Below are 25,329 nucleotides of genomic sequence, written 5' to 3' on the forward strand. Positions count from 1 at the left end.
AGATGTGGGCTCGTGGCCGGCAATGTCAATGCAAAGCGAAGCTGCGAAGCAGAGGCGCGGACGCGCGGCATTCAGGACCCGAGGTCATGGTTGCGGCAGAGCTGCACGCTGCCGAGATGGGCATGGCCTGTGCCGGGTCAGGCGGGCTGGCCCAGTGCCAGAAGCCCGCCCGGCTGGCGCAGGACACGGCCGTCAAGCTCCATCATTACCAGCTCGGCGGCAACGCGGCCGGCAGGCAGCCCCAGATCGCGGATCAACTGATCCTCGGCAAGTGGACTGGGGCCAAGCCGGTCGAGAATCATCTGGTCCAGTGCAGCCGGCTCCGCAAGAGGCGCCATGGGGCGCGCGGGAGGTGGCGCCTCTGCGCGGGCGCGCCCCAGAGGAAGGCCGCGCGGCGCATCGTGCGGGGTAGCGCGTTTGGCAGCGCGGGCGAGAAGCGGTGCGATTGCCTCCATCACGTCGGAAACGCTGCGTACCAGGGTTGCCCCCTGGCGGATCAACATGTTGCAACCGGCTGCGCGGGCGTCGAAAGGGTGCCCCGGCACGGCGAGAACCTCGCGCCCCTGATCAGCGGCGCAGCTGGCGGTGATCAGGCTGCCGGAACGCTCGGCCGCCTCGACCACGATGACGGCATGCGCGAGGCCGGCGACCAGCCGGTTGCGTTGCGGGAAATGCCGCGCCTGGGGTTCAAGTCCGGGGGGATGCTCCGAAATGCGGCAGCCAACTTCGGCGATGCGCTGCGCCAAGTCTGTATTTTCGGCCGGATAGATGATGTCCACGCCGCCGGCATGAACGCCCACGGTGCCGCCCCGGTCCGGCCCGGCGGCAAGGGCAGCCGCATGGGCTGCGGCATCGATCCCGCGTGCCAGCCCCGAGACCACCGTTATTCCCGCCTCGGCCAGTTCTCCTGCCAGTTTCCGCGTCATGCGCAGCCCGAGGCTCGAGGCGTTGCGGGCACCGACCAGCGAGACCATCGGACGTGCCAGCACCTCGGGCTGGCCCATGACCCACAGAAGCGGTGGCGCATCCGGCAAAGCCGCAAGCGCGGCCGGATAATCAGGCGCGCCGTTGAACAGGAGCCTCGCCCGGGCCGCGCGTCCAGCCCGAAGTTCGGCACGCGCAACCTCTTCGGGGCAGGGCTGGTAATCGCGGACGCCACTGGTGCGGGCGATTTCCGGAAGCGCGGCGAGCGCTGCCCCGGCCGAGCCGTATTCCGCGATCAGCCTGTAGAAGGTCGCGACGCCCACGCGGCGCGAGCGAATGAGGCGAAGCCAGGCAAGACCGTCTTCCTCCGTGGTGGGGGGGGTGAAGGGTGTGGGGGAAGAATTCAAGTCTCCGGCCATCCGTCGCTCCGCCTCATTCGAGTCTGAAGATGGCGCGGTATCCTTAACAAGTAGTGAAGATTCGGCCTTCCGGCAGCGGTACAGTCAGAAAAATCTCATCAGGCCGCGCTTCCGCCTATCGTAAGCCCACCGATCATCAGGGTTGGCTGCCCCACGCCCACCGGAACCCATTGGCCGGCCTTGCCGCAGTTGCCGATCCCCGGATCAAGTGCCATGTCGTTGCCGATCGCGCGGATCTGGCGCAAGGCGGTTGCGCCGTCGCCGATCAGCGTCGCGCCCTTGACCGGCGCCCCCAGCCGGCCGTTCTGTACACGGTACGCCTCGGTGCAGGAAAAGACGAACTTGCCGTTGGTGATGTCCACCTGGCCCCCGCCAAAGCCCACGGCATAGATCCCGTCCCGAAGATCGGCCAGAATGTCGGTTGGCGCAGCTGTTCCACCCAGCATGTAGGTATTCGTCATGCGCGGCATGGGCGCATGGGCATAGGATTCACGCCGGCCGTTTCCGGTCGGCGCCACGCCCATCAGCCGCGCGTTCTGACGGTCCTGCATGTAGCCGACAAGGACTCCGTTCTCGATCAGGACGTTGCGGGCGCTGGGCGTGCCTTCGTCATCCACGGTGATTGATCCGCGGCGATCGGGCAACGTACCGTCATCCAGGACGGTGACGCCGCGCGCGGCGATCTGCTGGCCCAGAAGTCCGGCAAAGGCCGATGTCTTCTTGCGGTTGAAATCCGCCTCGAGCCCGTGGCCGATCGCCTCGTGCAGAAGGATCCCGGGCCAGCCCGGCCCCAGAACAACATCCATGACCCCTGCCGGAGCAGGCACTGCATCAAGGTTCACCAGCGCGATGCGCAGAGCTTCGCGCGCGACAGTTTCCCAGTGATCGCGGGTCATGAGGCCGGCGAGCCCATGGCGCCCGCCGCCTCCGGCGCCACCCGATTCGCGCCGGCCGTTCTGCTCGACGATGACCGAGATGTTGAGCCGCGTCATCGGCCGCACATCCCGGATCCGGAGGCCTTCCGGTCTCAGGATCTCTACCTCCTGCAGCGAAGCCGCGAGCGTCGCCGAAACCTGGATCACCCGTGGATCAAGCGCGCGCACGAAGGCATCGATTTCGCGCAGGGTATCGATCTTCACCGAAAACGCCGCGTCGCCCATCGGATCCGCAGGGGCATAAAGGCGCTGGTTGGTTCCGGCTGGCGGTGCCGCGATCCGGCCGCCGCCATCACCGACCGCCAGGCGCGCGGTTTCGGCCGCGCGCCGCAGCGCCGCCTCGGTCAGATGCGTCGAATGGGCATAACCGGCCACTTCGCCGCGCACCGCCCGCAGGCCGAACCCCTCCGAGGCATCATAGCTTGCCGTCTTGACCCGTCCGTCATCCAGAACCACCGCCTCGGACCGCCGCCGCTCCAGGAACAGTTCGCCATCATCGGCGCCGGCAACCGCGTCACGCAGAACCGCCAGCGCGCGGCTCTCGTCCAGCAATGTCTCGAAGGGGCGGAAGGGATCGTCGGACATCGGCTGGACCTCTCGGCTGTCATTGATATGGATCAAGCGGCGGCTGATTGCCGCAACAGTATTGCTTGTCGAACATGCTCTAATATGGTTTTACCGGGAACCGAGACAACGGGATTCCGCCCAGGCGATGTCGGGGAGGGGTCCGGACGAGCGGACCAGGGCGCCGCGTCAAGAACGGGAACAGAAACATGCGATTCGCAACTTCACTTTCGGGCCTTGGTGCCGCTTTCGCGTCGAGCCTTCTTGCGGGCGCTGCTGTTGCGCAGCAGGTTCCCGTTGTTGAAGGGCTCGAGGTGGTCGGAACCCCGCGGCCCGGCGGCACCGGCTTCCAGCCCGCGGCAACGGACATCGCCCGCGACACGCAGTGGCTGGACGGCATGCTGATGTACATCATCACCGGCATCACGATCTTCGTGACGCTGCTGCTGATCTGGGTGCTGATCCGCTACAACCACCGCCGCAACAAGGTGCCAGCCCGCTTCACGCACAACTCGCCGCTCGAGATCACCTGGACGGTCGTTCCGATCCTGATCCTCGTGTTCATCGGCGCCTTCTCGCTGCCGGTCCTGTTCAAGCAGCAGGAAATCCCGGAAGCCGACATCACCATCAAGGTCACCGGCTTCCAGTGGTACTGGGGCTATGAATATGTCGACCATGGCTTCAGCTTCGAGAGCTTCATGCTGGCCCGCGATGAGCTTGAGGACTACGGCTACGATCAGTCGGACTTCCTGCTGGCAACCGACACGGCCGTCGTGGTGCCCACGGGGGCGACCGTCGTGATGCAGGTGACTGCGGCCGACGTGATCCACTCCTGGACGATTCCCGCCTTCGGCGTGAAGCAGGATGCGGTTCCGGGCCGTCTGGCAGAGCTGTGGTTCAATGCCGACCGTGAGGGCATCTATTTCGGCCAGTGCTCGGAGCTTTGCGGCAAGGACCACGCCTACATGCCGATCACCGTCAAGGTGGTAAGCCCGGAGGCCTACCGGGCATGGCTTGACAGCGCGATCGAGTTCTATGCGGGCACCCCGCGCAGCATCACGGTGGCTTCCAACGATTGACGGCCAGGCCGGGCCGCATGCCTTGCGGCCCGCCCAAGCAGGAGAGAGCGTTGACCGATATTCGTTCCTATGAACAGACAGGCGAGGCTGGCTTTGGCGACTATGTCGCGCTTCTGAAGCCGCGCGTCATGTCGCTTGTCGTGTTCACGGCAATGGTGGGCCTGCTGGTCGCGCCGGTCCAGGTGCACCCGATGGTGGCCTTCGCATCGATCCTGTTCATCGCCCTCGGCGGCGGGGCCTCGGGCGCGCTCAACATGTGGTGGGATGCCGATATCGACCGCGTCATGCGCAGAACCCGCGGCCGCCCCGTCCCGGCCGGAAAGGTTGCCCCGGAAGAGGCGCTTGGCCTTGGTCTTGCGCTTGCCGGAATCGCGGTGGTGATGCTGGCTCTGGCGGCGAATTTCGTGGCAGCAGGGCTGCTGGCGTTCACGATCTTCTTTTATGCGGTCGTCTACACGATGTGGCTGAAACGGTCCACGCCGCAGAACATCGTCATCGGCGGTGCTGCGGGGGCCTTTCCGCCGATGATCGGCTGGGCGGTCGCGACCGGGGGCGTGAGCCTTGAAAGTGTGCTGATGTTCGCGGTGATCTTCATGTGGACGCCACCGCATTTCTGGGCGCTGGCCCTGTTCATGAACCAGGACTACACCAAGGCCGGCGTGCCTATGCTTACTGTGACGCATGGACGGCGGGTGACGCGCAACCATATCCTTGGCTATACGCTCGCGCTGGCGCCGGTGGCGCTGGGGGCGGGTTTCACCTCGATCGGCGGGCCTGTCTATCTGGCATCGTCGGTCGTTCTGAACGCAATTTTCCTGTTGGGGGCCTGGCGCATCTGGCGCCGTGACGAGGCCGATGCCGAGGCGGATGGCTACCAGGCAGAAAAGCGGTTCTTCCGGGTTTCTCTTGTGTATCTCTTCCTTCATTTTGCAGCCTTCCTCGCCGAGGCGGCGCTGCGGCCCTACGGTCTGGGAGGCTGGTGATGGCGATCATCGTTGAACATGAACTGCACAAGCGGCGCCTTGGGCGCAATGTGGGGCTGGGCGTGGTGCTGATCGGGTTCGTGGTGCTCGTGTTCGGGCTGACGGTCGCCAAGGTCAGCGGCGGCGGCTCGATCCAGGGCTTCGACCACACCTATCGTCCCGCCCTTGAGGCGCCACGTCAGCCCGAGGTGCGCTGATGGCGATGAACAGCAAGACCAAGACTGCCGTCCAGCTGATCGGCGTTGTGGTGTTCATGGGCTCGATGGCCTGGGCCGCGGTGCCGTTCTACGACTGGTTCTGCCGGGTCACAGGGTTTGGCGGCACGCCGGGTGTGGCCAGTGCCGCGTCGGGCGAGGTGCTCGACCGGACGATCCGGGTGCGCTTCGATGCGTCCAGGGAACGCGGCATGCCGTGGGAGTTCCGCCCGATGCAGCGCGAGATGGAGGTGCGAATCGGGGAGGTGGGACTGGCTTTCTACGAAGCCTACAATCCCTCCGACGAGGCTGTGGCCGGAACCGCCAGCTATAATGTGACGCCTTATGGCGCCGGGGGTTATTTCACCAAGATCGACTGCTTCTGCTTCCAGATGCAGGTGTTGCAGCCGGGCGAGCGGGTCGAGATGCCGGTCACCTTCTACGTTGATCCGGCCATCGTGAACGACCGTGAAAGCAGCGGTGTGCACACGATCACCCTGTCCTATACTTTCCATGTCACCGACATGCCGCGCGAACAGGCGGCGCTGCTGCCGGCTGCGGACACGTCTGTAAACTAAGTGCCGAACGAGGGACCAAAAAACCATGGCGCATGAGAAAAACCACGATTACCACGTCCTTCCGCCGTCAATCTGGCCGTTCCTTGCGTCGGTTGCAGCATTCTTCATGCTGTTCGGCGCGGTTCTCTGGATGGCACAGGGCATGCCCTGGATGTTCTTCATCGGCCTGGCCGGCGTGCTTTACGTCATGTTCGGCTGGTGGGTCGATGTCGTGAAGGAAAGCCGGGCCGGCGACCATACGCCGGTTGTGCGGATCGGGCTGCGCTATGGCTTCATCCTGTTCATCATGTCCGAGGTGATGTTCTTCGCGGCCTGGTTCTGGAGCTTCTTCAAGCACGCCATGTATCCGATGGCCGAGGGTGCGGGCGGTGTCTGGCCTCCGGTCGGGATCGAAACCTTCGATCCTTGGCACCTGCCGCTGATCAACACGCTGATCCTGCTCTGCTCGGGCGCGGCCTGCACCTGGGCACACCACGCCCTGGTTCATGAAAACAACCGCCGCGACGTGATCAACGCGCTCTGGATCACGATTGCCTTGGGGGTGATCTTCACCTTCTTCCAGGCCTACGAATACAGCCATGCGGCCTTCGGCTTTGCCGGGAACATCTATGGTGCCAACTTCTTCATGGCGACCGGATTTCACGGCATTCACGTGATCATCGGCACGATCTTCCTCGCCGTCTGCCTGTTCCGCGCCTATCAGGGTGACTTCACCCCCGAAAAACACGTGGGATTCGAGGCTGCCGTCTGGTACTGGCACTTCGTCGATGTGGTCTGGCTCTTCCTGTTTGTCTCGGTCTACATCTGGGGCGGCTGAGCCATCCGCTTTACCGCTGTCGGGAAGGCGCGGGCCGCAAGGCGCGCGCCTTTGCCTTGGAGGGATAATGACGCGACGCATGATTCTGCCGCTGATCTTCGGGATCCTCGGCACCGGCATTCTACTGTCGCTCGGCCTCTGGCAGATGCAGCGCCTCGACTGGAAACGGGCTGTGATCGACGAGATCGAGGCGAGCATTCATGCCGCACCCGTGGCGCTGCCGGACAGGCCCGATCCGGCGCGCGACCGTTATCTTCCGGTTGCCGTCAGTGGCCGGACAACCGGGGACGAGATTCATGTTCTGGTCAGCCGCAAGGGCGTGGGCGCGGGATTCCGGATCATTTCCGCCTTCGAGACCGATGACGGCCGGCGCATCATGATCGACCGCGGATTTGTGCGCGAGGCCGCGCGGAACCAGCCCCGCCCGGCGCGTCCGCTGGATGTGGTCGGCAATCTGCACTGGCCGCAGGACAGCGACAGCTACACGCCCGAACCCGATGCCGTACGCGGCTTCTGGTTCGCGCGTGACGTGCCGCGGATGGCCGAGGCGCTGGGGACCGAGCCATTGCTTGTCATCCTGCGCGAAGGAGCAGAAGATGGGATCGAGCCTCTTCCGGTGGATACTTCGGCCATTCCGAATGATCACCTCAATTATGCCGTAACCTGGTTTCTGCTCGCGGCGGTCTGGGCGGGGATGACAGTGTTTCTTCTGTGGCGTATCAGACGCGGTACCGATTAAGGCGGATCCATGAAATACATCTCGACGCGGGGCGCGGCCCCGGTGCTGACTTTCGACCAGGCGATGATGACGGGGCTGGCCCGCGACGGCGGCCTTTATGTGCCGGAGACGATCCCGGCGATGACGCAGACCGACATCGCGGCGCTTGCCGGCCTGGGTTACGAGGAAACCGCCTTCCGCGTCATGCGGCCTTTCATCGGTGACTGTTTCACCGATCAGGAGTTCCAGGATATCATCGCCCGCGCCTATGCCGGCTTTGGCCATGCCGCGCGCGCGCCCCTTGTGCAACTGGGGCCGAACCACTTCCTGCTTGAACTGTTCCACGGGCCCACGCTGGCCTTCAAGGATTTCGCCATGCAGCTGATCGGGCAGCTGTTCCAGGCGGCACTGCAGCGTCAGGGCGAGCGGGTAACCATCGTGGGCGCGACCAGCGGCGATACCGGCTCGGCGGCGATCGAGGCGTTTCGCGGGCTTGAAGGCGTTGATGTCTTCATCCTCTTCCCGGATGGGCGCGTGTCCGAGGTGCAGCGTCGTCAGATGACCACCCCGGTCGAGACCAATGTACACGCGCTGGCGCTCGCGGGCGACTTCGACGATTGCCAGGCCCGCGTGAAGGACATGTTCAACGATTTCGACTTCCGCGACAGCGTCCGCCTGGCAGGCGTGAACTCGATCAACTGGGCACGGGTGCTGGCACAGGTAGTCTATTACTTCTCGGCCGCGACCAGCCTTGGCGCGCCGCACCGGCCGGTCAGCTTCACCGTTCCCACAGGCAATTTCGGCGACATCTTCGCGGGCTATGTCGCGCGCCGGATGGGGCTGCCGATCGAGCGGCTGGTGATTGCCACCAACCAGAACGACATCCTGCACCGGGCGCTGAAAACGGGCCGGTATCAGACCGAGGGCGTGCGCCCCTCGATCAGCCCATCGATGGATATCCAGGTTTCGTCGAACTTTGAACGTGCACTGTTTGATGCCTATGGGCGTGACGGTGCGGCGGTGGCACAGCTCATGCAGGAACTGCGGCAGACCGGAGGCTTCCGGATCAGCCAGGGCGCGATCGATGTGTTGCGCGAAACCTTCCTTTCCGGCCGCGCCTCGGAAGACGAAACGCGCGCAACGATCGCGGGCGCCTTTGCCGCCACGGGCGAGATCCTGTGCCCCCATACCGCCGTGGGCGTGAATGTGGCCGAGCGCCATCTTGGGCCGGTGCCGATGATCACGCTGGCGACGGCGCACCCGGCGAAGTTCCCCGATGCGGTCGAGGCGGCGATAGGGCTGCGGCCGGCGCTTCCGCCCCGGATGGCCGATCTGTTCGTGCGGCCCGAACGCGTGACCCGCGTTGCGAACGACCTTGCCGGCATCGAATCCCTTGTCCGCGAAAGGATCGCGAATTGACCTCGCGTCTCACGACACTGCCAAACGGTTTCCGCATCGCCACAGAAACGATGCCGGGGCTGAAATCCGCCTCGATCGGCGTGTGGATCACCGCCGGCGGCAGGCATGAGCGGGTGGAGCAGAACGGTGTCGCGCATTTCCTGGAGCATATGGCCTTCAAGGGCACGACCCGCCGGACCGCGCTGCAGATCGCCGAGGAAATCGAGGATGTAGGGGGCTATATCAACGCCTATACGAGCCGCGAGATGACAGCCTATTACGCGCGGGTTCTCGAGGCCGACGTGCCGCTGGCGCTGGATGTGATCTCCGACATCGTGCTGAACCCGGTCTTCGACCAGCGCGAGATCGAGATCGAGCGTCATGTGATCTTGCAGGAAATCGGGCAGGCGCTGGACACGCCCGATGACGTGATCTTCGACTGGCTGCAGGAAGCCGCCTATCCCGACCAGCCCTTCGGACGGACCATCCTTGGCCCGTCCGAGCGGGTGTCCAGCTTCAGCCAGGACGATCTGCGCCGCTTTGTCTTGGAACACTACGGCCCCGACCAGATGATCCTTGCGGCGGCAGGTGCGGTTGACCACGATCGCATCGTGGCCGAGGCAAGCGCGATCTTTGGCGACCTGCGCCCGGTCGGCGTGCCGCAGATCGAACCGGCACGGTTTTCGACCGGGGAGCGGCGCGAACTGCGCGACCTTGAGCAGGTGCATTTCGCGCTGGCATTCGAGGCGCCTGGCTATCGCGATCCCGACGTCTATACGGCGCAGGTCTTTGCGACGGCGCTGGGCGGGGGCATGTCGTCGCGGCTGTTTCAGAAGATCCGCGAGGAACGCGGCCTGTGCTATACGATCTTTGCCCAGTCCGGAGCCTATGAGGATACCGGCGTGTTGACGATCTATGCCGGCACGGGCGCCGACGACATTGCCGAGCTGACCGGCCTGACGGTCGATGAACTGCGCCGTTCGACCGAGGACATGAGCGAGGCCGAAGTGGCCCGTGCCCGGGCGCAGATGAAGGCGGGCCTGCTGATGGGGCTGGAAAGCCCGTCCTCACGGGCGGAACGGCTGGCACGGCTTCTGTCGATCTGGGGGCGTATCCCGGATGTGGACGAAGCGGTGGCGCGGATCGAGGCGGTGACGGCGGCCGATGTGCGCCGCTTTGCCTGCGAAATGGCGCAGGGCGCGCGTGCGGCGATGGCGCTTTATGGCCCGGCGAACAACGCGCCCATGCTGGAAACCTTACGCGGGCGGCTGGCGGCCTGATGCTGGGTTTGCGTCGGAAACTCCGGATCGAAACGGAGCGCATGACACTCCGCCTTCCGACGCATTCCGATTTCCGCGCCTGGACTATGCTGCGCCGCAGCAGCGCCGCCTTCCTGATTCCCTGGGAACCTGTCTGGGCCGAGGATCATCTTGCCCGGAAGTCGTTTTCAAACCGGGTCTACTGGTCGCAGCGCGCGCAGATGAACGGGACCGCGCTGCCCCTGTTCCTGGTCCGGCGCGAGGATGATCAGCTTCTGGGCGCAATTACGCTCGATCACATCCGGCGCGGCCCGGCACAGGCGGGAACCCTGGGCTACTGGATCGGAGAAAGCCATGCGCGCCAGGGCTACATGCGCGAGGCGATCACCGCCGTGGTGCACCACGCCTTCACTGCGCTGGACCTCTCGCGGATCGAGGCGGCCTGCCTGCCCGAAAACGTCGCTTCGCGCGGGGTTCTTGAAAAATGCGGTTTCAAGTATGAAGGGGTCGCCCAAAGCTATCTGCAGATCAACGGCCGTTGGCGCAACCATGTGCTTTACGCCAATCTGCGTGGCGACAGGCGCGGCCGGACGGATGTCGGATAAACCGTGAAGGAGATGGTGATGCCCGTGTTGAACCCGGCCGATGATGCATTTCTCGAGGCGCTGTCGGCCCGGCTGCCTGACGACACGCTGCGTCCGGCCGAGCCGCGCTACCTCGAGGAACCGAGGGGCCGCTACAGGGTCCAGACAGGGGTCGTGGCGCTGCCGCGGTCGACTGCGGATGTGGCGGCCATCATCCGTGCCGCAGCTGATGCCCGGGTCGGCATCGTTCCCTATGGCGGCGGCACCGGGCTTGTGGGTGGTCAGGTTGCGATCACCGGTCGTCCCCTGATCCTTTCGCTTGAACGGATGCGGGCGGTGCGCGCGATCCACGCCGAGGAAAACGTCCTGATCTGCGAAGCAGGTGCCACCCTGGCCGAGGTTCAGGCCGCGGCGGAAGAGGCAGAAAGGTTGTTTCCACTGTCGCTCGCGTCCGAAGGCACCGCCCGGATCGGCGGGATCCTTGCGACCAATGCCGGCGGGGTCAATGTGCTGCGGTATGGCAATGCGCGCGATCTGTGTCTGGGGCTCGAGGTGGTGATGCCGGATGGCAGCATCTGGAACGGGCTGCGCCGCCTGCGCAAGGACAACACCGGCTATGACCTGCGCCATCTCATGATTGGCGCCGAGGGCACGCTGGGCGTCATCACGGCGGCCAGCCTGCGGCTGTTTCCCCGGCCAGCCGCGCGTGGGGCCGCCCTGATGGCCGTGCCCGATCCGGCTGCGGCGCTGGCGCTGCTGGCCATGGCCGGGGCCTCGGTCGGGGCGGGGCTTTCGGCGTTTGAGCTGATCCATCGTCAGGGGCCGGAGTTCCTGCGGGAAGTCATGCCGGACATCCGCCAGCCCTTCGACGAGCCGCCGGAATGGATGGTGCTGATCGATCTGGGGCTGGGCCGCGGCCAGAACCCCGCCGCGGCACTGGAAGAGCTTTTTGCCGAGGCCTTCGAAGCCGGGTTGGTGACCGACGGCGTCGTTGCCCAGAACGAGGCGCAGCGCGCCGCTTTCTGGACCTTGCGCGAAGCCATTCCTGAAGCGAACCGGCGCATCGGGGCCATCTCGAGCCACGATATCTCGCTTCCCTTGGGCGCGGTGCCCGACTTCCTGCAGCGGGCAGCTCCGGCCCTTTCGGAAATCGGCGATTTCCGCATCAACTGCTTTGGCCATCTGGGCGACGGGAACCTGCATTACAACGTCTTTCCGCAGCACGGCCGCAACCGCGCCAACCACGAGGCTGAGCGGCCGGCAATCAAGCGCTGCGTGCATGATCTGGTCCACAGCCTGGGCGGTTCGGTCAGTGCCGAACACGGCATCGGCCGGCTCAAGGTCGAGGATCTGGAGCGCTATGGCGATCCGGTCAAGCTGAGGGCGATGCGCGCCATCAAGGCAGCACTTGATCCGGCCGGGATCATGAACCCCGGCGCGGTGTTGCGCGCCTAGCCCCGGGCGTGGTTCCGTGTCCTCACGCCGAGCGGCACCCGTTTGCGTCTGGTTTCTGCACCCGTTTCAACGAACGTCAGCCGTTGGGCAGAGAACCCTTGTGTCGCTTTGAGCCCGCCGCGGTCTCCTGAACTTCGCGCAGGATCCGACACGGCAGCCCACATTCGTCCATCGACAACAGTTGAAGGTCGGAGAGAAGCGGACATTCATCCGCTACGTTCGGATCAACTGCTGCGGGCATAGCTGCCGCCCATCAGACGACCCGAAGCCGCTGTCGACCAACAGTTCTTCGCATCCAGCAAGTTGCTGTCCCCCAAAGCAAGGGAAAGCGTCGCCTTGGCAATTTTCTCGGTCTGGCGGAGCCGCCCGAACGGGATGGTCTGCTGTATCCAGGCTTCGGCACCGTCGTTGTTGCGGAGACAGGTCGCCATCGCGGCCTTGGTGGCGCTGCAGATGCACAGGTCGGGAAAGCCCCTCATACCTGCGCCAGACCTGGTCGGCGCGACGGAGCCACCTGCGGACATCAGGGGCAGCGCCTTCCGTACGGTGAAGACCATGCCTTTCACGTTAATGTCGAAAAGACGATCAAAACGGGCTTCGTCGATGTTTCCCAAGGCAGCCTGTCCGGGATTCCCGGTATTGGCAAAGGCCACGTCTATACGACCCTGATCATACAGGACGCTGGCCGGATTCGCGCCGATATCACCTTCGACGACCTCGTCCGTGTTGCGACGGCAACCTCCCTTGCGGTCGAGCAGGACCGAACGTCACAATCCCGCATCGCGCATCTCGTAGGGGGGTTGCAGATGGCATTGTCGTTCGTTCGCTAGATTCAACGCCTTTTCGGCGGAGGCACGGCACTGACGGACAAGACCTCGCGGCACTGAGAGGTCGATCATTTCGCCTGAACGGCCGCTTCCCGCGAACGAACCCTGCAGAGCAGGTTCTGGGTCCTGCACCGCCCTCCTGGCCAGGGTCGCGTGGCGATCGACAGCCTTGTCCTGGATACCGTTGAAAAACACGCTCCGCTTTCTCTTTCATTGATCGGGAAAGCTGAAGCGCTGCGCCTCTTCAGGCGATCTTTGGTGTCATCGGTATCAACTTGGCGGATTTCCGGAGTTTTAGACGGTTGCAGCTAGGGGGAACTCGTCCTTTGCGCCGTTTCGCGCGCGCAGTCGCAGCCGGTCGAGGCGCTGATCCGATTCAGGTGTGCAAACAGCATCTCGACCTTTTTCCTGGATTGGCTCGAGGCGATACAAGCATCGGACTTTGCAGATTGGCGGGCATGCTTTGCGCGTCCTCGTGCGGGTGGCGGGCGATCTTGCCGACGATGGCATCCGAAGTCGATTGGGCTTCAGGAAGCAGGCGGAGCAGTCATGCTCGCTGACGAAAGATCGGTTCGTGCCGCGCTTGCAGGCGCCGGATCTTGGCTTGCGCATCTCGCGCCAGTATCGGGGAATGCCCCGTCGCCGCATTGGTCTTGTCGAAGACGGGAATGGACGGCGCGATCTCCTGTTCGGCGACCGGCATGCTGCCTGCTCAGGCCGTATCGGCGGATGCAGACGGAATGCCTCTTCGACGCGCACGATCATCTCGCGGCCACACGCCACCATCGCCTTACGGACGGTGTATTCGGCGGTTTCGTAGCCGCCTCATCTTCCACATCCACGACGATTGCATGCTCTGGGTCGACAAGACCGTTGGTGCTGCAGGCAAGAAAGACCTGTCGCCGTTCGCGCCGGTGAAGCGGGCAGCAGGATCGTTCGGCGACAGGGTTTTGGGAGGGGCGCCGAACGGCCTGTCGTCAAGCCTATCACGATACTCCTGCGGCTCGGGTGACAGGATCACCGGCAGACCGATCTTCTGCCCGGACCTTCTTGCAGCGGCTGGCCTCGGCCTTGATCAGAAGCGCCCCGAACTGCTGCCGCCGACTTCGGTGACGCGGTGCGCCAGCACGCCCTCGAACACCTGCCGCAGCAGATCGCAGGCATGAAATGGGCCTTGGCGGTTCCTGGAAAAGGGCGAGTGCGGCATCGCATCGCCCAGACCGAGACGACAGGACCGCCGATAGGCCAGGTTCGGGCCTATCTCTTCACGAAGGCGCCGGTCGGAACAGATGCCTTGGCAATAGCCGGGCAGCAGCATGCGGATCATCAACTCAGAACCAGCTGACGGCCCGCCCGTCGAGGAGCAGGTCGGCCCCAAAGGTGGACGCACGCGCGCGGGATCGACAAACCATGTTCATGGCCCGCAGCAGGTGATCAGGGGGCGCCATGGTCTCCAACGAGAACGCGCAAACTGCTGTCCTCGTGAAGCCTGCCGTGGTCCCTCACGGCGCCATTTCCCTGCGCAGCGAAGTGAACCAGGGGCCGAGCGATCAGGCGACGGCGGTTTCAACGGAACCGGCTCAGAGCCGACCTTCAGTTCGGAAAAGCGCAGTGATCTCCACCACGACTGGAATGGCGACGTTTGGTGAGAGTTGGTGCTGAAAGGCGGTTTGGCGTGCATAAGCAACGAGGCCTTGGCCGCTGCGCAGGGGCCAAGGCCGAGGGTCAGACGCCGGGGCGTTTCAGCGTGAAGGTTTCGCGCACCACGGTATAATCCTGATATCCGCAGCGCGCGAGCGCCTGAAAGCGGGTGATGTCGAACATGCCGTCGACCAGACAGTCGTCGCGCAGATGGACGCCAACAACCTCGCCCAGGATCAACAGGTTCGAGGGGCCTTCGAGCGTCACGATCTGGGTCAGCCGGCATTCCAGCGCGGCGGGGGCCGAGGCGACGCGCGAACAGGCGATGGTTTCACAAGGTGCGCGCGGAATATCGGCCAAGGCAAATTCATCCACCTCGCGGCCCCAGGGACCCGAGGTCATGTTCATCGCGTCACGGGCGGCGTATTCCACGATACTTGCGCAGAAGACGCCGGTTTCGATGATGTTTGCGATCGAATCCTTGCCCGTCTCGCGGTCGGGTTTTGCCCCCGTCGAGGCGAACATGACCTGGGGCGGGGTATAGGCGACGGCATTGAAGAACGAATAGGGCGCGAGGTTTTCCGAGCCGTCAGACCCGCGCGTCGAGATCCAGCCGATCGGGCGCGGCGCGACGATTGCATTGAACGGATTATGGGGCAGCCCGTGGCCGTTCTTGGGTTGGTAGAACATGAAATCTCCGGCAAGCTGTGGAAACCGCAGGGGTTTGCCCCAGACCTAAACGCGTGTTAGGGGCGTTTCCAGAAAAAACGGGCAGAGACGGGCGGCATGTACCACCTCAGCGAAGAAACGGCCGAAGACGCCTGGGATGTCGAGGCGCTTTATGATCTCTGTTTCGCCCCGGGACGCGAGGCGCTGTCTTCCTACCGGTTGCGCGATGGCGTGCCGCGGATATCGCAACTCTGCCTGGCCTTGCGGGACGAGGATCAGGTGCTTGCCGCCGCGATCCGGTACTGGCCCGTGCGCGTTGGCGGGGCGCCCTGCCTGTTGCTGGGGCCGGTCGCGGTGCATCCGACCCGCCAGGGCGAGGGGCTTGGCGCGCTTCTGATCCACGAAAGCCTTGCCGAAGCGCGGCGGCTGGGATGGGAGCGGGTGCTGCTTGTGGGCGACGCGCCCTACTACCGCCGCTTCGGCTTTGTGCGGCGCGAGGGCGTGCTCATGCCGCCGCCCACCAACCCCGAGCGGGTTCTGGGTTTCGAGCTTGTCTCGGGCGCCTGGGCGGGCGTTCAGGGACCGGTCACGCGCGGTGATGGAGTGGCCGGGCCTGACGGGCGCCCGGCCTGAGCGAACGGGACGGCGCAGGCCAGCCAAGCCTCTGCCTCGGCCCTGAACCGGTATCATTGACATCGGCTGGTCTGCCGGGGCGAGGCGGCTGCGTGTGGCACGGGTTCTTGCCCATTGCGAAGCTCTGGACGCCTTCCGGGCGACGGGCTGGGCGCGAACGGCCTCTTTCCCGGCCGGCTGGGCTGGAGCGCGCTGCCGGTGGAGGCTTCAGCCTTGGGTCGTCAGCCAGTCCATGACGGCGCTGCGGACGCTTTGCGCGCCTGCCTCGCGCGCGGCGTCGATGACGGATCGGGCCTCGCCCAGATCAACGCGGCGCAGCAGATGCTTCACCGGGCCGATCGAAGCCGGCCGCATGGAAAGGGTGCGCAGGCCCATTGCGGCGATGCAAAGCGCCTCGATGGGGCGGCCGGCGTCCTCGCCACAGAAGGAGAGCGGCGTCCCGGTTTCCCCGCAGCGGCGCACGATCTGTTCGATCAGACCGAGGAAGCTGACATTGAGCGTGTCATAACGGCGGCGCACCCGTTCGTTTTCCCGATCCGCAGCAAAGAAGAACTGCTTGAGGTCATTACCGCCGATGGAAACGAAATCGGCCAGTTCGAAGAACTTGCGCGGTGCAAAGGCAAGGCTGGGCGTTTCAAGCATCGCGCCCACTTCGATCTTGCTGGGAAGGGTGTGACCCAGCCGGCCCTCGGTATCCAGCGCCCGCATGAGATGGTCGCGGGCCTGGGTGTATTCCTCGAGCTGCGCCACGAAGGGGAACATCACCGTCAGGGGGCGGCCGTTCGCGGCGCGGATCAGCGCTTGCAATTGCATCCGCATGACGCCGGGCTTGTCGAGCCCCAGCCGGATCGCCCGCCAGCCCATCGCCGGGTTCGGTTCGTCCTGCGGCTTCATGTAGGGCAGGACCTTGTCCGACCCGATATCAAGGGTGCGGAACGCGACCCGGCGGCCCTTCGCGGCGTCAAGCACGCGCGCGTAAAGCGCCGCAAGCTCGCCCCGTTTTGGCACCTGGTTGCGGATCAGAAACTGCAACTCGGTCCGGAAGAGGCCCACGCCCTCGGCCCCCGAGCCTTCCAGCGAGGGCAGATCGGCCATCAGCCCCGCGTTCATGTGGAGGCTGATTGTCGTGCCGCAGCGCGCCTGCGCCGGCAGGTTGCGCAGCGAGGCATAGCGTTCCTGCGCCTTGGCCTGCATGGCGATCTTGTCGCGAAAGGCGTTGGCGACGCTTTCCTCGGGGCGCAGATGAACAAAACCCTGGTCGCCATCGACAAGGATGTGGTCGCCGTTCAGGGCTTCGGTGGTGATGCGTTCGGCATGGATGACGAGTGGAATGGCCAAGGCCCGTGCCACGATCGCCGCATGCGAGCCGACCGAGCCTTCCTCGAGCACGATTGCCTTCAGGCTTCGGCCATAATCCAGAAGTTCGGCGGGGCCGATGTTGCGCGCCACAAGAACCGGGCTGGCAGGAAGCTCGGCCCCCGTTTCGCGGCCCTGCCCCGTCAGAATGCGCAGCAGACGGTTCGACAGATCGTCCAGATCGTGCAGGCGATCGCGCAGATAGGCATCTGCCGATTGCTGCAACCGTGCGCGGGCGGCCGACTGCTCCTTTTCGACAGCGGCTTCGGCTGACAGGCCGCGGCCGATGTCTTCCTCCATCCGCCGCATCCAGCCGCGCGAATGGGCGAACATGCGGTAGGTCTGCAGGATTTCGATCTGGTCCTTGTCGGTCGCTGCAGCGCGGCTCAGCATGTCGTCCACCGAAACGCGCAGCCGCTCGACCGCGCTGCGCAGCCGTTCGACTTCGGCCTTGGGATCGTCGGCCACCATGTTGGTGACGACGACGCGGGGTTCGTGCAGCCAGACGTTGCCCTCGGCCGCGCCTTCCTGGCCGGTTGCGCCCCGGAACATCACCGGATGCTGATGCGGGGCGGCAAGGGCCTCGCCTTCGCCGATGAAGGCGCCCAGCTCCGTCATCTCGGCCAGAACCATCGCCACGACTTCGAGGCCATAGACCTCGTCATCGGAAAACTGGCGCGCCTCCTTGGACTGGACCACCAGCACGCCCAGGCTTTCGCCAAGCCGCTGGATCGGTACGCCCAGGAACGACGAGAACACTTCTTCCCCGGTTTCGGGCATGAAGCGGAAGCCGCGTTCCTGCGGGGCGTTGCCGGTGTTGACGGGTGTGCCTGTTCGCGCGACCCGCCCCACAAGGCCTTCGCCCAGCCGCAGCCGCGTCTTGTGGACGGCCTCTGGGTTCAACCCCTCGGTCGCGCAAAGCTCCAGCGTGTCGGCGTCCCGAAACAGATAGATCGAACAGACCTCGGTCCGCATCGAATCGGCGATCAGATGCGTGATCCGGTCAAGCCTTTCCTGGCCGGCGCCGGCTTCGGCAAGCGTGTCGCGCAGGCGCCGCAGCAGCTTGCGGCTTTCGGTTTCGGTGCGTTCGGGCATAGCCCCCCGGCTTCAGCTTGCCTTGTCCAGTTCGAAGGCATCATGAAGTGCCTGAACTGCAAGTTCCATATATTTCCTGTCGATCAGCACGGAAATCTTGATTTCCGAGGTCGTGATGACCTTGATGTTGACCCCTTCTGAGGCGAGCGCCTTGAACATCTTTGCCGCGACCCCGGCATGGCTGCGCATCCCGATCCCCACGACCGAGACTTTGGCGACCTCGGTGTCGATGACCAGTTCATCATACTTGATGTCGCCGCGGGCCCGGGCATCAGCCATCGCCTTTTCGGCGCGCTTCACCTGATCGACGGGGCAGGAAAAGGTCATGTCGGTCACGCCGCCCTTGTAATCGCGGAAGTTCTCCTCCGAGATGTTCTGGACGATCATGTCCACGTTCACGCCCGCGTCGGCAAGCGGGCCGAAGATCGCCGCGGCGATGCCGGGGCGGTCCTCGACCGTGACAAGGGTCATTTTCGCTTCATCGCGGGAAAAGGCGATGCCCGCTACGGCCTTCGATTCCATGATATCCTCCTCGTCGCAGACAAGCGTGCCGGATGTTTCGTCGCATTCCTCGAAGCTGGAGAGCACCCGCAGCTTTACCTTGTAGCGCATGGCCAGTTCGACCGAACGGGTCTGGAGCACCTTGGCCCCCAGGCTCGCCAGTTCCAGCATCTCCTCGAAGGCGATGCGGTCCAGCTTGCGGGCCTTCGACGTGATGCGCGGATCGGTGGTATAGACGCCATCGACATCGGTGTAGATGTCGCAGCGTTCCGCGCCAAAGGCGGCGGCAAAGGCCACGGCCGTCGTATCCGAACCGCCCCGCCCCAGCGTGGTGATGCGCCCTTCGGAGGAAACGCCTTGGAAACCGGCGACAACGGCGACCTTCATGCCTTCGGCGAACTTCTGATCGATATTCGTGCGCGGGATGTCGATGAAGCGGGCCGCGCCATGGGCGCTTGTGGTCAGGATCGGCACCTGCCATCCCTGCCAGCTGCGGGCCGGCACGTCCATTTCCTGCAAGGTCAGCGCCATGAGCCCGGCCGTGACATTCTCGCCCGACGAAACGACGGCGTCATATTCACGCGCGTCGTAAAGCGGCGATGTTTCGTTGACCCAGCCCACCAGCTCGTTCGTCTTGCCGGACATGGCAGAGACGATGACGATCACGTCATAGCCGCGTTCCACCTCGCGCCGGACCTTGAGCGCGGCGTTCCTGATACGGTCAAGATTGGCAACCGAAGTGCCGCCGAATTTCATCACCAGTACCGGCATGGGCATCCTCCGAGCTGCCAGCAAAATCGTGCGCTTCCTACGGTATGCACGACTGCCTTGCAAGCGCGCCGAAGGGGGTGGCCCAGCGCGGCAAGGCGATCAGAAGGGGATGTCCGGTCCGTCGTGTGAACGGAAACAGCCGCTGGTGGCCAGGTCCAGGTCCGCAAAGCGTGCGGCCAGGCCTTGGGCCGAACGTTCCGGGTCAATCTCTGCGCCCGCGCCGCCCATGTCGGTTCGCACCCAACCGGGATGATAGACCCCCACGGCGATGCCCTCGGGCCGCAGGTCATGGGCAAGGTTGCGGCCAAGATTGAGAACTGCGGCCTTGGTCGCGCGATAGAGGTAGGATCCCCCCGGCGCGCGGCTGTGCGATCCCATCGCCGAGCCGATGATCGCGATCCGCCCCGGACCCCGCCGCAGGTTCGGCAGCAGCGCCTGAACGGTCTGGAAGACGCCCGTCACATTTGTGGCAAAGGCGTCCTGCCAGGCGGCGGCGTCATGGGGCTGATCCAGGCTGCGGCCTGCTTGCGGAAAGATCCCGGCGTTGCAGACCAGAAGGTCGATGGGCTGGCCTGCCAGTTCGGCAGCCATCGCGGCATGGTCCGCTTCCGCGCGCACATCAAGGCGGATCCAGCGGCCCGGCGCAGGGGGTGTGCCACGGCAGGTTCCGATCACTTCAGCCCCTGCATTCCGATAGGCCTCCAGCAAGGCGCGGCCGATTCCCCGCCCCGCGCCGGTGATCAGGATCGTCATCGCTCAGTTCGCCTTCTGCTTGGGCAGGAATGGCAGGGGTGCGACAGGCACGCCTTCCTCGATAAGGGCGCGCGCCTCCTCGGGGCGGGCCTCGCCATAGATGGCGCGGGCTTCCCGCTCGCCCGCATGCATCGCGCGGGCCTCAGTCGCAAAGTTCATGCCGACATAGGTGGCATTGGCCTCGATCTCGCGGCGGAGTGCTGCCAGCGCCTCTTGCTGCGGATCCGCGGGGGCGGCAAGGGCCGGCGCCTTTTCGGAAGGCCGCACCGCCGGCGCCATCAGCTGCTTCTCGATCCGGCTGCTGCCGCAGGACGGACATGAAACATGCCCGCCCGCGCGCAGCGTGTCATACGCCGCGCCGGACTGGAACCAGCTTTCAAAGCTGTGGTCCTTATCGCATCTGAGGGCAAAGCGGATCATGGCCTGTTCCGATCGTTCGCGCCATGATCTAACCATAAACGGAACTTGTTCAAGATCGCATGGGCCATGCCGCAGTTCTTGCAACACTGTGCCCGCGCGGCCAGCCGGATTGCGATGCCACGATCGGCTGCGTCAGGATGGAAGGAGACGCCATGATCTGCCCCCACATGCCCCTGACGTCACACCGCCAGAAGGTGCGCCGATGATCCGCGCCTTCATCGCCCTGCCGGTGCCGCAGGTGCTGGCGAACCGCCTAGCCCTTCTGGCGCAGATGCTTCCGCTGCCAAGGCGTGTGCCCGAAGCGGATCTGCACGTCACGCTCGCTTTTCTGGGCGATCAGACCGAAGCCGTCCTGGAAGAGGTTCATTTCGCGCTCGAGACCTTGCGCGCCCCTTCCCTCGAGCTTGTCCTGCAGGGGGTGGGGGCATTCGGGAAGGCCCGTCCGCACTCGGTTCACGCGGTGGTGCGACCTGATCCGCCGCTGATTGCCTTGCAGCAGAAAGTTCTGACAGCAGCGCGGCGGGCGGGCTGCACCGTTGAGGCGCGCCGCTTCATTCCCCATGTGACGCTGGGGCGGTTCTCCCCGGCAAGCGCCGACCTTCCGAGGTTGGAAAAGGCGCTGGTTCAGTTTTCGACATTTTCCGCCGGCCCCGAGGCTGTTCCGGCCTTCGGCTTGTACGAATCCCGCCTTCTGCCGTCGGGGCCGCATTACACGCAACTCGCGGAGTATCCGTTGACGGAGCCTTGGCGATGATCCTGCGGACGGGCTGTGCGCGTCGTCCGGTTATTCGTGCAGTCCGGGTTCGGCGATCCGTGCAGCATGATCCAGCAGTGCGGCGATCACCGGCGTATGCGGTTCGCGCGCCGGGGTGACCAGGCCCACCAGATGCCGGGCTGACGGATCCTCGATAGGGATTGCCAGCAGGCGGTCCGGGGCCATCACCTCGGTCAGCCGGTCGGGGATCACGCTGGCCCAGTGCCCTGTCAGGACATGGGCGAGCAAGGTAATGACCGAATTCGACTCGATCATCGCCTGCGGCGCAAGTGCCGCCGCGGCCATGTGGTGATTGAGGATCCTCCGGTTCTGCATGTCGCCGGTCAGAAGGCAGAGCGGCTGCGCGGCGACCTCGGCCCAGGTTACGGTCTCGCGCGTATCAAGGCCACCGTCGGGCCGGATCAGAAGCCGGTAGCCTTCGTGATAAAGCGGAACCGTCGTCACGCGGCCCAGCGGTTCGTTGGCAAGGTAGGTGATGCCGGCGTCCAGTTCGAGCCGCTCGAGCGCCGACAGAATCTCGTAGGAACTGCGCGACTGGATGGTCAGGCGCACGTTCGGATGGTGCAGTGCAAAGCGCCCCGTCAGATCCACCACCATCGACAGCGCGGTCGGAATGACGCCGATCCGCAGATTGCCCGACAGCCCGTGACGTGCGGCGCGCATTTCCTCTTTCATCGTGCGGGCATCGGCGACGATGCGCAGCGCCCATTCCAGCACGCGCTGCCCCTCGGGCGTCAGGCCCTGAAAACGCGATCCGCGCCAGACAAGCTGCACGCCAAGCTGATCCTCCAGCTGGCGGATCGCACCCGACAGCGAGGGTTGCGTCACGCCGCAGCTTTCGGCAGCGCGTCCGAAGTGGCGCTCGTTCGCCAGCGCAATAAACATCTCCAGTTTGTCGATCATGGCGGCTCCTGCTACGGATCGGGCGAAAGCGGGTGCTTGTGACGCTGCTTCTTGTTGCCGGTTCTTGTTACCGGGCTTCGGGCGCTCTAAATGCGATGCATGAAGCGTTTCATTCCATTTCTCAAGACGCCGCCGCGCGTGGCACTGGTGCGGCTTTCCGGGACCATCGCCTCGGGCGGCAGGCCGGGCAGCGCGCTCAATGATGCCGCAGTGGCGCCCCTGATCGAACGGGCGTTCCGGCGCGGCAAGCCGGATGCCGTCGCGCTGGTGATCAATTCGCCGGGCGGCGCGCCGGTGCAGACTGCGCTGATCGCCGGACGCATCCGCCGCCTTGCCGAGGAACGCAAGGTCAAGGTGCATGCCTTCGTCGAGGATGTCGCCGCATCGGGGGGCTATTGGCTGGCAACGGCGGCAGATGACATCTGGATCGACGAAAGCTCGATCGTCGGATCGATTGGCGTCGTCTCGGCCGGGTTCGGCTTTCACGGCCTGATCGAGCGCTTCGGCGTCGAGCGGCGGGTTCATACTGCAGGGCGATCCAAGAGCTTCATGGACCCGTTCCGCCCCGAGAAGACCGAGGATGTCGCGCGTCTGAAGTCGATGATGGAGCCGATCCATCAGGCTTTCATCGATCAGGTCCGTGCCCGTCGCGGCGAACGGCTGTCAAAGGACACCGACCTTTTCACAGGCGATATCTGGGTTGGCCGGCAGGCGGTTTCGGTCGGGCTGGCGGACGGTATCGGCCACCCCCTGCCGAAGCTGAAAGAGCTTTACGGCCCCAAGGTCGAGGTGATGCCCTACGGGATGCGCCGGCCAATCCTGTCGCGCCTCGGGATGCGCGCCGCCGGCGGGGTCATGGATCTTGCCGAAGACCGGGCCCTCTGGGCGCGTTACGGGCTTTAGGATGATACTCAAGGCCGTCACGCTGTTTCTTGTGGTCATGGCGCTTCTGGCCATGTTCGGAAAGCTGCGGTTGACGCGCGGATTCGGCCGGACGAAACGGGTTGAAAAATGCCCCAGCTGCCAACGGTACATGCTGGGTGGTGGAACCTCATGCGATTGCACGCGCCGGGGCGATCGGGGTCAACTTTGAAAATTCGGGCGCGACGGGGGCTTGAACGTGCTTTTTGATCTTTTGCTGGTGGCGGCGGGGCTTGTTCTGCTTGTCTTTGCCGGAGACGCGCTGGTGCGCGGCGCGGTGAACCTTTCGATCCGGCTTGGGATCCCGGCGCTGGTGGTGGGGCTTACTGTGGTGGCCTTCGGCACTTCGGCGCCCGAGCTTCTGGTTTCGGTCAAGGCGGTGCTGAGCGATGCGCCGGGCATCGCCCTTGGCAATGTCGTGGGCTCCAACACCGCCAATATCCTGCTTGTGCTCGGGGTTCCGGCGCTGTTTGCCACGATCACCACGCGCGGCACGGATACCCGGCGCAGTTATGTGATGATGATCGGCGCATCGCTTCTGTTCATCGGGCTCAGCTGGGCGGGTCCGATCCGGACACCGCATGCGCTTGTGTTGCTGGCGGCGCTGGCCTTCATGCTGTTCGACGCCTATCGCGGCGCCCGTGCGAGCGCGCCGGGATCGGACCCGCTGGACGAACTGGAAGGCGTCGAGATGGGGATGCGGTGGCGCAGGATCCTTCTGTATCTTGCCGCCGGGCTTGTGGGGTTGCCGCTGGGCGCGGACCTGCTGGTGCGTGGATCGGTGAGCATCGCGCGCGATCTCGGGATCAGCGAGACGATCATCGGCCTGACGCTTGTGGCGGTCGGAACCTCGCTGCCCGAACTTGCGACGACAGTTGCCGCCGCACTGCGCCGCGAGGCGGATGTGGCTCTGGGCAATGTGATCGGTTCGAACATGTTCAACCTGCTGGCCATCATCGGCATCGCCGGGCTGGTTGGGCCGTTGCCCGTGGATCCGTCTTTCCTGACGCTGGATCTCTGGATCATGCTGGGGGCGTCGTTGCTTCTCGCGCCATTCGTGTTCAGGGGCTGGCCGATCAACCGGGCCTGGGGGGCGGGCTTGACCGCGCTTTATGTGGGCTATCTGGCCCTGTTGCTGATCTGAAGGAGAGGAACGTGGCTCAGGCACTTGTCACGGGTGCGGCGCGGCGTCTGGGCCGTGCCATGGCGCTGTATCTTGCACGGCGCGGCCATGACGTGGCTGTGCATTACGCCGGTTCGCAGGAGGATGCGGACACCCTTGTGGAGCAAATCCGGGGACTGGGCCGTGCCGCCGTGGCGCTTCAGGCCGATCTTTTGGACGAAACGCAAAGCCAGGCACTTGTGCCCCGCGCCGTCGCGGCGCTCGGCGGGCCGCTGACGGTTCTGGTGAACAACGCCTCGATCTTCGAATACGACAATCTTGAAACGGCCACCCGCCTGAGCTGGGACCGCCATATCGAATCAAACCTGCGCGCGCCCTTCGTCCTGACCCAGGCCTTTGCGCGTCAGGTGCCGGACCCGGTGATGGATGAGCGGGGCGAACCCGTCGCGCAGGGATTGATCGTCAACATGCTGGACCAGCGCATGCGCAAGCTGACACCCGAATTCAGCAGCTATACCATTGCCAAGATGGGGCTGTGGGTGCTGACACGCACGGCCGCACAGGGCCTGGCGCCGCGGGTTCGTGTCAATGGCATCGGACCGGGACCCACCTTGCAGGGCGCGCGTCAGGGCGCAGGACATTTTGCCGCGCAACGCGCCGCAACGATCCTGCAGCGCGGTTCCAACCCCGAGGACATCACCGCGGCGCTTGGCTATCTGCTGGATGCGCCGGGCGTCACGGGCCAGCTTCTTTGCGTTGACGGGGGCCAGCATCTGTCCTGGCAGACGCCGGATGTGCTGGGCGTCGAGCCATAGCGACCGCCCGAAGTATATGCCGCCCCTGCCGTTCGAGTTGTTGATCCCACTTGACTTGTCCACCGGGACCTTCGCTGCCTGTGGGCCGTCATGATTCTGTCAAGAATTACAGGTCTCTGGTGCCTCTGGAAAAACTTTGAAAGTAAAAACAACGGGTTGCATTGTCGCCTAAAAAACAGGCAATGCGATGAACCGGCCCTGATTCAAGGAAAAATCGGG

26 protein-coding genes are annotated in these 25,329 nt (G+C 64.7%); 15 read left to right on the forward strand and 11 right to left on the reverse strand.

From position 1 onward, the window contains the following. Positions 1-137 precede the first annotated feature (137 nt). Both dprA and tldD read right to left on the reverse strand, forming a co-directional pair. Positions 138-1,343, reverse strand: coding sequence for a DNA-processing protein DprA (dprA, locus tag ACFQXB_RS15820; RefSeq protein ID WP_377405794.1), 1,206 nt, complete (start codon positions 1,341-1,343; stop codon positions 138-140). A gap of 98 nt (positions 1,344-1,441) precedes the next feature. Continuing rightward, entirely contained in the window at positions 1,442-2,863 is a 1,422-nt protein-coding gene (gene tldD, locus ACFQXB_RS15825; RefSeq protein ID WP_377405796.1) for a metalloprotease TldD, read from the reverse strand. A 188-nt stretch (positions 2,864-3,051) separates the two neighbouring features. Here tldD and coxB point away from each other — a divergent pair, with 188 nt between their 5' ends. The 10 genes from coxB (at position 3,052) to ACFQXB_RS15875 (ending at position 11,907) form a co-directional block, all read left to right on the forward strand. Further along, positions 3,052-3,921, forward strand: coding sequence for a cytochrome c oxidase subunit II (gene coxB, locus ACFQXB_RS15830; RefSeq protein ID WP_377405798.1), 870 nt, complete (start codon positions 3,052-3,054; stop codon positions 3,919-3,921). A 50-nt stretch (positions 3,922-3,971) separates the two neighbouring features. After that, on the forward strand, positions 3,972-4,904 hold the full coding sequence (gene cyoE, locus ACFQXB_RS15835) for a heme o synthase (RefSeq protein ID WP_377405800.1): 933 nt from the start codon (positions 3,972-3,974) through the stop codon (positions 4,902-4,904). Next, positions 4,904-5,101, forward strand: a complete 198-nt coding sequence (locus tag ACFQXB_RS15840; protein ID WP_377405802.1) for a hypothetical protein — start codon at positions 4,904-4,906, stop codon at positions 5,099-5,101. Before cyoE ends, ACFQXB_RS15840 begins: the two co-directional genes overlap by 1 nt. Further along, positions 5,101-5,676 (forward strand): cytochrome c oxidase assembly protein, encoded by a 576-nt coding sequence (locus tag ACFQXB_RS15845; RefSeq protein WP_377405804.1) that lies wholly within the window; start codon positions 5,101-5,103, stop codon positions 5,674-5,676. Before ACFQXB_RS15840 ends, ACFQXB_RS15845 begins: the two co-directional genes overlap by 1 nt. Positions 5,677-5,701: 25 nt before the next feature. Next, on the forward strand, positions 5,702-6,493 hold the full coding sequence (locus ACFQXB_RS15850; RefSeq protein ID WP_377405806.1) for a cytochrome c oxidase subunit 3: 792 nt from the start codon (positions 5,702-5,704) through the stop codon (positions 6,491-6,493). A 67-nt stretch (positions 6,494-6,560) separates the two neighbouring features. Then, positions 6,561-7,232: an SURF1 family protein gene (locus ACFQXB_RS15855; protein WP_377405807.1), complete on the forward strand. Its 672-nt coding sequence runs from the start codon at positions 6,561-6,563 to the stop codon at positions 7,230-7,232. Between the two features lie 9 nt (positions 7,233-7,241). Next, positions 7,242-8,630 (forward strand): threonine synthase, encoded by a 1,389-nt coding sequence (gene thrC / locus ACFQXB_RS15860; RefSeq protein WP_377405809.1) that lies wholly within the window; start codon positions 7,242-7,244, stop codon positions 8,628-8,630. Then, positions 8,627-9,889, forward strand: a complete 1,263-nt coding sequence (locus ACFQXB_RS15865) for a M16 family metallopeptidase (RefSeq protein WP_377405811.1) — start codon at positions 8,627-8,629, stop codon at positions 9,887-9,889. The genes thrC and ACFQXB_RS15865 overlap by 4 nt, the downstream gene beginning before the upstream one ends. Continuing rightward, a complete protein-coding gene (locus tag ACFQXB_RS15870; RefSeq protein ID WP_377405813.1) occupies positions 9,889-10,473 on the forward strand; it encodes a GNAT family N-acetyltransferase in 585 nt (194 codons plus the stop codon). The genes ACFQXB_RS15865 and ACFQXB_RS15870 overlap by 1 nt, the downstream gene beginning before the upstream one ends. An 18-nt stretch (positions 10,474-10,491) precedes the next feature. Continuing rightward, positions 10,492-11,907 (forward strand): FAD-binding oxidoreductase, encoded by a 1,416-nt coding sequence (locus ACFQXB_RS15875; protein WP_377405815.1) that lies wholly within the window; start codon positions 10,492-10,494, stop codon positions 11,905-11,907. A 224-nt stretch (positions 11,908-12,131) separates the two neighbouring features. On the opposite strand, the gene ACFQXB_RS15880 is transcribed toward ACFQXB_RS15875, so the two are convergent. The 4 genes from ACFQXB_RS15880 to ACFQXB_RS15895 form a co-directional block, all read right to left on the reverse strand. Then, positions 12,132-12,665: an SDR family oxidoreductase gene (locus ACFQXB_RS15880; RefSeq protein ID WP_377405979.1), complete on the reverse strand. Its 534-nt coding sequence runs from the start codon at positions 12,663-12,665 to the stop codon at positions 12,132-12,134. 616 nt (positions 12,666-13,281) lie between these two features. Further along, positions 13,282-13,437, reverse strand: coding sequence for a hypothetical protein (locus ACFQXB_RS15885; protein WP_377405817.1), 156 nt, complete (start codon positions 13,435-13,437; stop codon positions 13,282-13,284). A 372-nt stretch (positions 13,438-13,809) separates the two neighbouring features. Next, entirely contained in the window at positions 13,810-14,124 is a 315-nt protein-coding gene (locus ACFQXB_RS15890; protein ID WP_377405819.1) for a transposase, read from the reverse strand. 335 nt (positions 14,125-14,459) lie between these two features. Further along, positions 14,460-15,065, reverse strand: coding sequence for a flavin reductase family protein (locus ACFQXB_RS15895; protein WP_377405821.1), 606 nt, complete (start codon positions 15,063-15,065; stop codon positions 14,460-14,462). A gap of 96 nt (positions 15,066-15,161) precedes the next feature. Between ACFQXB_RS15895 and ACFQXB_RS15900 the strand changes: the two genes are divergently transcribed. Beyond that, complete coding sequence (locus tag ACFQXB_RS15900) at positions 15,162-15,677, forward strand: GNAT family N-acetyltransferase (RefSeq protein ID WP_377405822.1); 516 nt, start codon at positions 15,162-15,164, stop codon at positions 15,675-15,677. A gap of 207 nt (positions 15,678-15,884) precedes the next feature. Here ACFQXB_RS15900 and ptsP read toward each other — a convergent pair whose 3' ends face one another. From ptsP to ACFQXB_RS15920, 4 genes are all read right to left on the reverse strand, one after another. Beyond that, positions 15,885-18,128, reverse strand: a complete 2,244-nt coding sequence (gene ptsP / locus ACFQXB_RS15905) for a phosphoenolpyruvate--protein phosphotransferase (RefSeq protein ID WP_377405824.1) — start codon at positions 18,126-18,128, stop codon at positions 15,885-15,887. Positions 18,129-18,140: 12 nt separating this feature from the next. Further along, positions 18,141-19,400, reverse strand: coding sequence for an aspartate kinase (locus ACFQXB_RS15910; RefSeq protein ID WP_377405826.1), 1,260 nt, complete (start codon positions 19,398-19,400; stop codon positions 18,141-18,143). Positions 19,401-19,499: 99 nt separating this feature from the next. Then, on the reverse strand, positions 19,500-20,153 hold the full coding sequence (locus ACFQXB_RS15915) for an SDR family NAD(P)-dependent oxidoreductase (RefSeq protein ID WP_377405827.1): 654 nt from the start codon (positions 20,151-20,153) through the stop codon (positions 19,500-19,502). A 3-nt stretch (positions 20,154-20,156) separates the two neighbouring features. Next, positions 20,157-20,573: a DUF1178 family protein gene (locus ACFQXB_RS15920; RefSeq protein ID WP_377405829.1), complete on the reverse strand. Its 417-nt coding sequence runs from the start codon at positions 20,571-20,573 to the stop codon at positions 20,157-20,159. A gap of 202 nt (positions 20,574-20,775) precedes the next feature. Here ACFQXB_RS15920 and thpR point away from each other — a divergent pair, with 202 nt between their 5' ends. Beyond that, positions 20,776-21,327, forward strand: a complete 552-nt coding sequence (thpR, locus tag ACFQXB_RS15925; RefSeq protein WP_377405831.1) for an RNA 2',3'-cyclic phosphodiesterase — start codon at positions 20,776-20,778, stop codon at positions 21,325-21,327. 30 nt (positions 21,328-21,357) lie between these two features. On the opposite strand, the gene ACFQXB_RS15930 is transcribed toward thpR, so the two are convergent. Further along, positions 21,358-22,251, reverse strand: a complete 894-nt coding sequence (locus ACFQXB_RS15930) for a LysR family transcriptional regulator (RefSeq protein ID WP_377405833.1) — start codon at positions 22,249-22,251, stop codon at positions 21,358-21,360. A 99-nt stretch (positions 22,252-22,350) separates the two neighbouring features. On the opposite strand from ACFQXB_RS15930, the gene ACFQXB_RS15935 reads away from it, so the two are divergent. From ACFQXB_RS15935 to ACFQXB_RS15945, 3 genes are all read left to right on the forward strand, one after another. Further along, positions 22,351-23,154: a S49 family peptidase gene (locus tag ACFQXB_RS15935; RefSeq protein WP_377405834.1), complete on the forward strand. Its 804-nt coding sequence runs from the start codon at positions 22,351-22,353 to the stop codon at positions 23,152-23,154. 217 nt (positions 23,155-23,371) lie between these two features. Then, on the forward strand, positions 23,372-24,316 hold the full coding sequence (locus ACFQXB_RS15940; RefSeq protein WP_377405836.1) for a calcium/sodium antiporter: 945 nt from the start codon (positions 23,372-23,374) through the stop codon (positions 24,314-24,316). An 11-nt stretch (positions 24,317-24,327) separates the two neighbouring features. Further along, positions 24,328-25,110: an SDR family oxidoreductase gene (locus tag ACFQXB_RS15945; protein WP_377405838.1), complete on the forward strand. Its 783-nt coding sequence runs from the start codon at positions 24,328-24,330 to the stop codon at positions 25,108-25,110. The last annotated feature ends 219 nt before the right edge of the window (positions 25,111-25,329 follow it).

Origin of the sequence: Halodurantibacterium daqingense, assembly GCF_042666235.1 — a bacterium.
Lineage (GTDB): Bacteria > Pseudomonadota > Alphaproteobacteria > Rhodobacterales > Rhodobacteraceae > Halodurantibacterium > Halodurantibacterium daqingensis.

Bases quoted from the DNA above. Each gene is read 5' to 3' on its own strand.
- dprA (WP_377405794.1), bottom strand. From the start codon at position 1,343: ATGGCCGGAGACTTGAATTCTTCCCCCACACCCTTCACCCCCCCCACC.
- tldD (WP_377405796.1), bottom strand. From the start codon at position 2,863: ATGTCCGACGATCCCTTCCGCCCCTTCGAGACATTGCTGGACGAGAGC.
- coxB (WP_377405798.1), top strand. From the start codon at position 3,052: ATGCGATTCGCAACTTCACTTTCGGGCCTTGGTGCCGCTTTCGCGTCG.
- ACFQXB_RS15840 (WP_377405802.1), top strand. From the start codon at position 4,904: ATGGCGATCATCGTTGAACATGAACTGCACAAGCGGCGCCTTGGGCGC.
- ACFQXB_RS15845 (WP_377405804.1), top strand. From the start codon at position 5,101: ATGGCGATGAACAGCAAGACCAAGACTGCCGTCCAGCTGATCGGCGTT.
- ACFQXB_RS15850 (WP_377405806.1), top strand. From the start codon at position 5,702: ATGGCGCATGAGAAAAACCACGATTACCACGTCCTTCCGCCGTCAATC.
- ACFQXB_RS15855 (WP_377405807.1), top strand. From the start codon at position 6,561: ATGACGCGACGCATGATTCTGCCGCTGATCTTCGGGATCCTCGGCACC.
- thrC (WP_377405809.1), top strand. From the start codon at position 7,242: ATGAAATACATCTCGACGCGGGGCGCGGCCCCGGTGCTGACTTTCGAC.
- ACFQXB_RS15870 (WP_377405813.1), top strand. From the start codon at position 9,889: ATGCTGGGTTTGCGTCGGAAACTCCGGATCGAAACGGAGCGCATGACA.
- ACFQXB_RS15875 (WP_377405815.1), top strand. From the start codon at position 10,492: ATGCCCGTGTTGAACCCGGCCGATGATGCATTTCTCGAGGCGCTGTCG.
- ACFQXB_RS15885 (WP_377405817.1), bottom strand. From the start codon at position 13,437: ATGCCGGTCGCCGAACAGGAGATCGCGCCGTCCATTCCCGTCTTCGAC.
- ACFQXB_RS15895 (WP_377405821.1), bottom strand. From the start codon at position 15,065: ATGTTCTACCAACCCAAGAACGGCCACGGGCTGCCCCATAATCCGTTC.
- ACFQXB_RS15900 (WP_377405822.1), top strand. From the start codon at position 15,162: ATGTACCACCTCAGCGAAGAAACGGCCGAAGACGCCTGGGATGTCGAG.
- ptsP (WP_377405824.1), bottom strand. From the start codon at position 18,128: ATGCCCGAACGCACCGAAACCGAAAGCCGCAAGCTGCTGCGGCGCCTG.
- ACFQXB_RS15910 (WP_377405826.1), bottom strand. From the start codon at position 19,400: ATGCCGGTACTGGTGATGAAATTCGGCGGCACTTCGGTTGCCAATCTT.
- ACFQXB_RS15915 (WP_377405827.1), bottom strand. From the start codon at position 20,153: ATGACGATCCTGATCACCGGCGCGGGGCGGGGAATCGGCCGCGCCTTG.
- ACFQXB_RS15920 (WP_377405829.1), bottom strand. From the start codon at position 20,573: ATGATCCGCTTTGCCCTCAGATGCGATAAGGACCACAGCTTTGAAAGC.
- thpR (WP_377405831.1), top strand. From the start codon at position 20,776: ATGATCCGCGCCTTCATCGCCCTGCCGGTGCCGCAGGTGCTGGCGAAC.
- ACFQXB_RS15930 (WP_377405833.1), bottom strand. From the start codon at position 22,251: ATGATCGACAAACTGGAGATGTTTATTGCGCTGGCGAACGAGCGCCAC.
- ACFQXB_RS15935 (WP_377405834.1), top strand. From the start codon at position 22,351: ATGAAGCGTTTCATTCCATTTCTCAAGACGCCGCCGCGCGTGGCACTG.